An 8,100-nucleotide genomic window follows, 5' to 3' on the forward strand; every position below is an offset into this window, starting at 1 on the left:
GGGGACGGGCCTCCGGCCTTTCCGAAGAGTTCTTCTTCCACCAGGATGGGCGGAGCACCCGCCGTGTAGAGCCGCACAAACGGACCTGCGGCCCGTATGCCAAGGCGGTGAATGGTTCGGGCGACCCACTCCTTCTCCGTTCCCGGATCGCCCCAGACGAGCAGGGGATACTCGGTGTCCCGCAGGGCGGCCAGCACCCGGTAAAGGTCCAGCATGGCCCGGCTCTGCCCGACCAGGTCTCCGTACCCTTTGACCTCCGGCACCGGCACCCCGGCGGCCACGTCGTCGTTCCGCTGCGATGTCACTTCGCGCAGGATGCGCACGGCCGCCAGGACGCGGTCACCCCGGCCCTTCAGGGGTACTGTCCGGATGCGGACCAGCCGCACCTTCCCGTCCTTGCATGCCACGGGCGTCTCGAAGTCTTCCGGGGTGCCCCGGCCGGCGAACAGCGCCTCGATGTCGCACAGCCGCTTGCAGAACCTGCCCGCGCACACCTCGAAGCACCGGCTTGCGAGCGCTTCTTTCCGGCTGAACCCCGTGAGCCGCTCCGCCGCGCGGTTGAACCCGACGACGTTCATGTCCCGGTCCACCACCATGACCGCGTCGTCCAGCGCGTCCAGGGCCGCCTCGAGGTGCTGCAGCCGCTCGTCCGGCCAGAGCCTCATGGCGCCTTTCTACACCTCGCCCTCGCGTAAGATCCCGGCGGCGAGGGCGAAGCGAACGATCTCGGCGCGGCTTGTCAGACCCAGCTTTTCCGAGATGCGGCTGGAGTACGTGTCCACCGTCTTCACGCTGACCCGGATACGCCGCGCAATCTCGCGGTGGGTGTAGCCCAGCGCGATGAGCTTGAGCACCTGGCACTCCCGCTCGGACAGGTCCGGCGCTCTGCTGCCGAACCGCCCCGGAACCTCGGCTCCACCTTCTGGTGCGAGGTGCCGGTGCATGCGCGAGTCGACGTATACCCGCCCGTTCATGACCGCCCGGATGGCGTGGCACAGGTCGCTGGCGGGGCTCAGCTTCAGCACGTACCCGGCCACGCCCGCCCGGAGCAGGACGCGCAGCGTGCTCTCGTCCGGATGGGCCGTGAGGGCGATGACCCGCGTGTTCAGCTGCTCGCGGGCCAGAAGCCTCACCACCTGCGTGCCGTCCAGGCCCGGCAGGGCGATGTCGAGAACGACGACGTCGGGCTTCAGGGCGCGGACCGCCTCCACGACCTCATCGCCCCGGCCCCGCTCGCCCACGACCTCCATGTCGGGCTGCTTTTCCAGAATCAGCCGGAGCCCCGCCCGCACGACCTCGTGGTCCTCGACCAGAAGCACCCGGATCCGCTGGCCGCCGCCGTGAGGGCCCATCCCGTTCCCCCCTGGCCCCCGCTCGCGAGAAAGCACCCAGGACACGTATCGACTGTCATCCGGGTAAAGGGTTCGCCGGCCGGCCGCGGCCTTCCTGGCCGCCGGCTGCCTCCCTGCCCGCCGGCATACGGAGCAGGATCGCCGCCGCCTCCGTGGAAGCCACTCGCCGCACGCCACCACAGCGAGACGGGGTGCTGCGATGCTGGACTACTTTGAAGCCCTCCAACTCTTCTCCCCCGAGGAACGCCACCTGCAGGCAGAGACCCGGCGGTTCCTGGAGGCCGAAGCGCTCCCGCACATCCGCGAGTGGTGGGAGCAGGGGACGTTTCCCCGCCACCTCATCCCTCGCTTCGGGGACCTGGGCTTCCTTGGAGCCAACCTGCCCGAGACTTACGGCTGCGCCGGCATCAACAACGTGGCCTACGGGCTCATCATGTACGAACTGGAGCGCATCGACTCGGGCCTGCGCAGCTTCGTCAGCGTGCAGGGCGCCCTGGTCATGTACCCGATTTACACCTACGGCTCCGAAGAACAGAAGCGCCGCTACCTGCCCGAACTGGCCAGCGGCAAGATCGTGGGCTGCTTCGGCCTGACCGAGCCGGAGGGCGGTTCCGACCCCGGCGCCATGCGGACGCGCGCCCGCCGCGCGGGCGGCGACTACGTGCTTTCCGGCACCAAGATGTGGATCACCAACGGCAGCATCGCCGACCTGGCCGTCGTATGGGCCGTCGACGACGAGGGCACCGTCCGGGGCTTTCTCGTTCCCACCGACACTCCGGGCTTCCAGGCCCGGGAGGTGCCCCACAAGATGAGCCTGCGCGCCTCCGTCACCTCCGAACTCGCCCTCGACGAGGTGCGCGTGCCCGCCTCCCAGATGCTCCCGGCCGCCGAGGGGCTGCGGGCGCCCCTGAGCTGTCTCACGCAGGCCCGCTACGGGATCGCATGGGGCGCGCTGGGCGCGCTCGAGGCCGTCTACACCGAGGCCCTGGAGTTTGCGAACAACCGCATCACGTTCGGGCGCCCCATTGCCGGCCGCCAGCTCGTCCAGGCCAAGCTCGCCGACATGCTCACCGAACACACCAAGGGGCTGTTGCTCGCCTGGCGCCTGGGGCGGCTGAAGGACGAAGGCAGGCTGCGCTACACCCAGGTGTCGCTCGCCAAGCGCAACAACGTGCGGGCGGCGCTGCAGGCGGCCCGCACCGCGAGGGAGATCCTCGGCGCCAGCGGCATCACCCTGGAGTATCACGCCGTGCGCCACATGCTCAACCTGGAGAGCGTGGACACGTACGAGGGCACGTACGACATCCACACCCTCATCCTGGGCCGCGACGTGACGGCCCTCAACGCTCTAGAATGACGCAGCCGCAGCTTGAGTGCCGCAAGAGCCACGTCCTGCACCGCGAGGAGTGACCCTGCCGTGGCGAGGCTGCTCGAAGGCATCAGGGTGCTGGACCTGACGCGGGTTCTGGCCGGGCCGTATTGCACGCAGATCCTGTCCGACCTGGGCGCCACCGTGTGGAAGATCGAACCCCCCTGGGGGGACGAGACCCGCGGCTGGGGCCCGCCGTTCGCCCAGGGCGAAAGCGCCTACTACCTCTCGGTCAACCGCGGCAAGAAGAGCGTGGCCATCAACCTCAAGCAGCCCCGGGGCGCCGCCCTCGTCCGGGAGCTCGCGTGCCGGGCCGACGTCCTCGTGGAGAACTACAAGGCCGGCGACCTTTCCCGGTTCGGGCTCGACTACGCTTCCCTGTCCCGCGAGAACCCCCGCCTGATCTACGCCTCGATCACGGGCTTCGGCCAGACCGGCCCCCGCGCCTTCGAACCGGGTTACGACATTGCGCTGCAGGGCCTGACGGGTATCATGAGCGTCACGGGCGAGCCGGCCGGGCCGCCCACCAAAGTGGGGGTGGCCTGGATCGACGTGATGACCGGCATGATGGCCGCCGTGGGCATCCTGGCGGCGCTTTACGGGCGACGGGCAAGCGGCCGGGGCCAGCACCTCGACCTGGCGCTGTTCGACGTGGGGCTGGCCGCCATGGCCAACCTGGCCCAGAGCTACCTGGTAACGGGTTCGCCGCCCCGCCGGGTCGGCAACGCGCACTCGCAGATCGTGCCGTACCAGGCGTTCGAGGCAAGCGACGGCTGGGTCATCCTGGCCGTCGGCAACGACCAGCAGTACCGCCGCGCCTGCGAGGCCATCGGCCACCCCGAACTGTGGGACGACCCGCGCTTTCAGACCAACGCCGGCCGCGTCCAGCACCGGGCCGAACTGGTACCCAGGCTCGCCGAGGTTTTCCGCACCCGCTCCCGGGCCGAGTGGGTGGACGTCCTGAAGGCCGCAGGAGTGCCCGCCGCGCCCGTCAACGACCTGGGGGAGGCTTTCGCCGACCCGCAGGCCGAGGCACGGGGCTCGGTGTGGAAGCTCGCGCATCCCCTCATCGGGAGCCTGCCCGTCGTGGCAAGCCCCCTGCAGCACCTCTCTCGCACGCCGGCCGCCCCGTCGGGCCACCCGCCGCTTCTGGGCGAACACACGCGGGAGGTGCTGCAGGACGTGCTGGGCCTCACCGCCGCCGACATCGACGAACTCGCCGCGTCCGGCGTGGTGGCGCTCGACGACCGTGGCCGCTCCTGATACCGCGCACCCGCACCCCCGGCGGGCCGTGTTCACGCACCTGTCCTGCGGCGGGCACGTTCGGGCAGCCTGCCCCCTGGCACCCCAGGTGAGGTTGGCGCGGGATGGGATGGTGGCGGCCCTGGCCCCGTAAGGCCTGCCTCCCGCGCCCCGGCGCTCCACGACGGCCGGGGCGGACGGCGCCACAATTGAAGCCCCAATACGGCCACGATGGTCACGAGTCCCAGGTAGTCGAGCCATCGCTGCGGCGTCAACAACCCGACGGTGGCCACGGCCAGCAGCGCCCGCTCCACCAGCGTCGTGGGACGGATCAGGTAGCCCTCGAGGAAAACGGCCAACGCCACCAGCCCGAGCACCCCGGCTCCTATCGCCCACGCGACCTCCCCCGGCGGGCCGTTGAGCAGAAGGGGCGTGTACGCCATCAAGAAGGGAATCAGGTACAGGCCCTTGGCGTACTTCCATGCCGCCAGCGCGGTCCTGGTGGGGCTGGCCCCCGCTATCCCCGCCGCTGCAAACGCTGCCAGTGCCACGGGCGGCGTGACGTTGGAGTCCTGGCTGAACCAGAAGACGATCATGTGCGCCTGCAGGGCTTGCAGGCCGAGTTCCATCAGGGCCGGGCCGGCCAGCACGATGAGCACGATGTAGGACGCCGTCACCGGAAGCCCCATGCCGAGCACCAGCGAAGCGAGCCCCACCAGCACCAGCGCCACGAACAGGTTCTGGCCCGACATCGACAGCATCAGGGCGCTGAACTTCAGCCCGAGCCCCGTCAGGCCCACCACGCCGACGATGATGCCGGCCGCCGCGGTCGCCACGGAGACCATGAGCGCGCTGCGTGCGGCCGCCCCGAAGGCATCCACCACGTCCGCCGGCCGCAGGCGGCTGTTGGGCCGCAGCATCGCCACCACCAGGAGCGCGGCCAGCGCGTACAGCCCGGCCTGAAGCGCGTCGTACCGGCGCACGAGGAGGTAGATCAGCAGCCCGACCGGCACCAGGTAGTGAAAGCCCTCGCGCATCACCTGCCGCCAGTCGGGGATCTCCTCCCGGCTCAGCCCCGTCAGGGCACGCCGCCTGGCCAGGATGTCCACGAAGAGAAAGACCACGGCGAAGTACATCACGGCCGGGATGACCGAGACCTTTGCGATCTGCCAGTACGAGATTCCCGTCAGCTCGGCCATGAGGAAGGCTCCGGCACCCATGACGGGCGGCAGGACCTGGCCGCCCGTGCTCGCGGCTGCCTCCACCCCGCCGGCCTCGTGGGGCTCGTAGCCCACCCGCTTCATCATCGGGATGGTGAAGACACCCGTCGTTACCACGTTGGCAATGGCGCTGCCCGAGATGCTCCCCATGAACGCGCTGGCCAGCACCGCCGCCTTGGCCGGGCCTCCCCTTGCCCGGCCCGTCAGCGCGTAGGCGAGATTGATGAAGAACGACCCGGCCCCGGTCTTGTCCAGGAATGCCCCGAACAGCACGAACATGAAGACGTACGTGGCCGCAACGCCCAGCGGCAGCCCGTAGATCCCTTCCTGGAACAGGTAGAGGTGGTAGACGACCCGCCCCAGCGAAAAGCCCTTGTGGCTCAACAGCCCGGGAAGCCATGGGCCGGCCAGAGCGTACGCGATGAACGCCGCGGCGATGACCGCCATCGAGGCGCCGACGGTCCGCCGGGTCGCCTCCAGCACCAGCAGGATGGCGATGATCCCCATCACGATGTCAGCCGTGTTGGGGCTGCCCATCCGCCAGACGATGTCCTCATAGAAGACCAGGATGTAGAGGCTCACGGTTACAGACCCGGCGAGCAGAAGGGCGTCCAGCACCAGGTAGCCGGGCCGGCGGCCGGCGTCGCCGCGGCGCAACGGCTCGACCAGGAAGACGAGGGTCAGCACGAAGAGCAGGTAGTATACGCGGTGCAAATAGGCGTCCAGCACCAGGTAGCTCGCGGCGTAGAGCTGGAACAGCCCGAGGGTCACGGCGATGGCGGAGAAGAGCCAGAACGCCCGCCGGCCCGAAAGGCCGCTCCCCCACTTGCGGGTGGCCCATTCGACCAGGCGGGACCGCTCCGCCTCTTTCATCGCCTGCAATGGATAGCCCATATCAGCCGGCCTCCGAGATCCAGCAATTCATGCAGCCACGGCCCCACCCACACGGCCTCCAGCACCAGGCGCTCCCCGGCCCACCGCTCGGTCAGCGAAAAAGCGCAGCCGCGGTACAGCACCGCATGGTCGACGCCGGGCGATCCCACCCGAAGCACGAGCCGGCCGATGGCGCGGCTCATGTCGGTGACGCGCAGCCACGGCCCGTCGACCACCGCTCTGCCCTGCCCCGGGATCGTGCCCATACCGGTCCCGAAGCTCAGGAGGCGGGTTTCGACCTGAACCAGCCCCCGCCCCCGGCTCGCCACATAGCGATCCTCGACCGGCAGATGGTCGACGGAGTGGACGAACCGCACGCCCACCGTCTCGCCGGGCAAAAGCGGCAGCGCCAGCACCGGTACGGCCCCCTGCCGCACGACCAGAACCGGCCGGGCCGGCCACAGCCAGGCGGCCGCTGCCAGCCCGGCGATGAGCAGGCCGGCCCCGAGACGGCGCATCAGCGCCCGACGTCAACCCCCCGCTCTTGTGCGTAGCGCACCACGCCGGGGTGCAGCGGAACGGGGCTGTTCTTCAAGTTCTCCAGGGTGAAGTACGGCGCACCGGGAGCATAGACGCGCTCGATGACATCGAGGTGCTCGTAGATCGCCCGTGCCAGCTGGTACGCCTGTTCCTCCGGCATGTCGGCCCGCACGACCACCACGTTCCACAGGGCGATGGTCTCGACGGGCTCGGTGACGGACGGGTAAATGCCGGTGGGAATCGTGAACGGCCGGTAGTAGGGGTAACGGTCGAGCACCTTCTGCCGCTCTTCTCCCGTTATGGGGATCAGGAAGATCGGGTGGGTGGCGTCCAGTTCGAGCAGCGTCGCGTTGCCGACCCCCACCACCCAGGAGCCCGCGTCGAGCCGTCCCTCGCGAAGGGCCCGGGCCGTCTCCGCGTAGGAGAGGCGCTGTACCCGGATGTCGTTGAAGGACATGCCGAGTGCCTCAAAGACCTGGCTCGTGGTGAGCTCGTTGCCGCTGCCGGGAGGGCCCACCGAGAAGCGACGGCCCTTGACGTCCGAAAAGCGCTGCAAATCGAGGCGCTGGGCGATGCTCTTGAGGCTGACGGCGTGGTACACGTTCGGGTACATCACCAGAAGCGTCCTCACGTTGATGGGACGCCCCTCGAAGCGTTCTTTGCCGTAGTAAGCGTTGTACGCGACGTCGCCCTGCACGAGGCCGACCTGGCTTTCGCCCCGCTCGATGAGGCGGAGGTTTTCGACGGAGGCCCCCGTCGCTTCCGCCACCGCCTCTACCCCCGGGACGAACTGGTTCCAGATCTGGGCCATGGCCCCGCCCACCGGATAGTAGACGCCGCCGGTGGTGCCGGTTGCGATGGAAAGCCGCGTCAACTGGGGTGCCGCCGACACGGGCGCGGTGGCCAGCAACAACGCCAGCGCGGCAAGGATGGCGGCCGTACGGCCATGGTTGGCCCGCATCCAAAACACGCTCCTTTCTCTGGCTGTCCGGGTGCAGCGTGTACCTCACTGCTTCTGTAATCGCTACCAGTACTCCTCCCGGTTGGGCTCACGTCGCCGCTTCCCCGCCGGCGCCGAACGGGAGCATCGGTGTTTCACCATGTAAACGGCCCTCCGGCGGCGGTGACGGTGCCGGGCGCCGGCTTTGGGCAGGAAGAGCACGGCCTCAGGGGAAACGCTTCCTCCAGGGCATAAGACCGTACAGCGAGTCCCGGGGGAGAGGGGTCGAGCGCAACGGTGCCCGTCCGGCCGCGGGAAGGCACGGCCCGTGCGACGTCTGCTGACGCCTCGTCAAACGAAAACCGGTATACCATAAATTCCGTCGCACGCGCCGTTCAGATTATCGAACTGCTTGCCGCCGAAGGCGATGCCGTCCGCCTCAGCGACCTGAGCGAGCGGCTGGGCCTCAACCGCACCACTCTCTTTCACCTGCTGGCCACCCTGCAGGCGCACGGCTGGGTGGCCCGGGATCCGGCCCGGCGATACGCGCTGGGAGCCCGCTTC

At 69.3% G+C, this 8,100-nt stretch carries 8 protein-coding genes; 3 read left to right on the top strand and 5 right to left on the bottom strand.

Annotated features, from left to right (window positions below; all coding sequences use genetic code 11):
- Positions 1–665, bottom strand: a 665-nt coding sequence (locus AB1609_10930) for a PAS domain S-box protein (protein ID MEW6046980.1), incomplete at its 3' end; no start/stop codon positions are given.
- A gap of 9 nt (positions 666–674) precedes the next feature.
- Entirely contained in the window at positions 675–1,352 is a 678-nt protein-coding gene (locus AB1609_10935) for a response regulator transcription factor (GenBank protein MEW6046981.1), read from the bottom strand.
- 199 nt (positions 1,353–1,551) lie between these two features.
- Here AB1609_10935 and AB1609_10940 point away from each other — a divergent pair, with 199 nt between their 5' ends.
- Both AB1609_10940 and AB1609_10945 read left to right on the top strand, forming a co-directional pair.
- Entirely contained in the window at positions 1,552–2,709 is a 1,158-nt protein-coding gene (locus AB1609_10940) for an acyl-CoA dehydrogenase family protein (GenBank protein MEW6046982.1), read from the top strand.
- A 60-nt stretch (positions 2,710–2,769) separates the two neighbouring features.
- Positions 2,770–3,984 (top strand): CoA transferase, encoded by a 1,215-nt coding sequence (locus AB1609_10945; protein ID MEW6046983.1) that lies wholly within the window; start codon positions 2,770–2,772, stop codon positions 3,982–3,984.
- 32 nt (positions 3,985–4,016) lie between these two features.
- Here AB1609_10945 and AB1609_10950 read toward each other — a convergent pair whose 3' ends face one another.
- The 3 genes from AB1609_10950 to AB1609_10960 are packed head-to-tail and all read right to left on the bottom strand — an operon-like array spanning position 4,017 to position 7,557.
- Complete coding sequence (locus AB1609_10950; protein ID MEW6046984.1) at positions 4,017–6,077, bottom strand: TRAP transporter permease; 2,061 nt, start codon at positions 6,075–6,077, stop codon at positions 4,017–4,019.
- The gene (locus AB1609_10955; protein ID MEW6046985.1) at positions 6,053–6,574 is read right to left on the bottom strand and encodes a DUF1850 domain-containing protein; all 522 of its coding nucleotides are present in this window, start codon (positions 6,572–6,574) and stop codon (positions 6,053–6,055) included. The genes AB1609_10950 and AB1609_10955 overlap by 25 nt, the downstream gene beginning before the upstream one ends.
- Entirely contained in the window at positions 6,574–7,557 is a 984-nt protein-coding gene (locus AB1609_10960; GenBank protein MEW6046986.1) for a TAXI family TRAP transporter solute-binding subunit, read from the bottom strand. Before AB1609_10960 ends, AB1609_10955 begins: the two co-directional genes overlap by 1 nt.
- Positions 7,558–7,833: 276 nt before the next feature.
- Here AB1609_10960 and AB1609_10965 point away from each other — a divergent pair.
- Positions 7,834–8,100: helix-turn-helix domain-containing protein (locus AB1609_10965; GenBank protein ID MEW6046987.1), on the top strand; the 267-nt coding region annotated here is incomplete at its 3' end.

The organism is Bacillota bacterium (assembly GCA_040754675.1).
Lineage (GTDB): Bacteria > Bacillota > Limnochordia > Limnochordales > Geochordaceae > Geochorda.

Coding starts and splice junctions, on each gene's coding strand:
- AB1609_10950 (MEW6046984.1), bottom strand. CDS start 6,077: ATGGGCTATCCATTGCAGGCGATGAAAGAGGCGGAGCGGTCCCGCCTG.
- AB1609_10955 (MEW6046985.1), bottom strand. CDS start 6,574: ATGCGCCGTCTCGGGGCCGGCCTGCTCATCGCCGGGCTGGCAGCGGCC.
- AB1609_10935 (MEW6046981.1), bottom strand. CDS start 1,352: ATGGGCCCTCACGGCGGCGGCCAGCGGATCCGGGTGCTTCTGGTCGAG.
- AB1609_10960 (MEW6046986.1), bottom strand. CDS start 7,557: ATGCGGGCCAACCATGGCCGTACGGCCGCCATCCTTGCCGCGCTGGCG.
- AB1609_10940 (MEW6046982.1), top strand. CDS start 1,552: ATGCTGGACTACTTTGAAGCCCTCCAACTCTTCTCCCCCGAGGAACGC.